The 202-nt window shown below is 51.0% G+C and carries 1 tRNA gene and 1 rRNA gene; both read right to left on the bottom strand.

Annotated features, from left to right (window positions below):
• Positions 1 to 77: transfer RNA gene (locus tag OGX81_RS00635), tRNA-Ile, on the bottom strand.
• A 70-nt stretch (positions 78 to 147) separates the two neighbouring features.
• Positions 148 to 202: ribosomal RNA gene (locus OGX81_RS00640) — 16S ribosomal RNA — on the bottom strand; the annotation flags it as partial.

Raw genomic sequence — 202 nt, forward strand, 5'->3', positions numbered from 1 at the left:
TGGTAGGCCTGAGTGGACTTGAACCACCGACCTCACCCTTATCAGGGGTGCGCTCTAACCACCTGAGCTACAAGCCTGTAGAGGTTTTTACTGCTCGTTTTTCATCAGACAATCTGTGTGAGCACTGCAAAGGCAGGTTCTTTAAGGTAAGGAGGTGATCCAACCGCAGGTTCCCCTACGGTTACCTTGTTACGACTTCACC

The organism is Citrobacter sp. CK206, from assembly GCF_030333125.1.
GTDB classification, from domain to species: Bacteria; Pseudomonadota; Gammaproteobacteria; order Enterobacterales; family Enterobacteriaceae; genus Citrobacter_B; species Citrobacter_B koseri.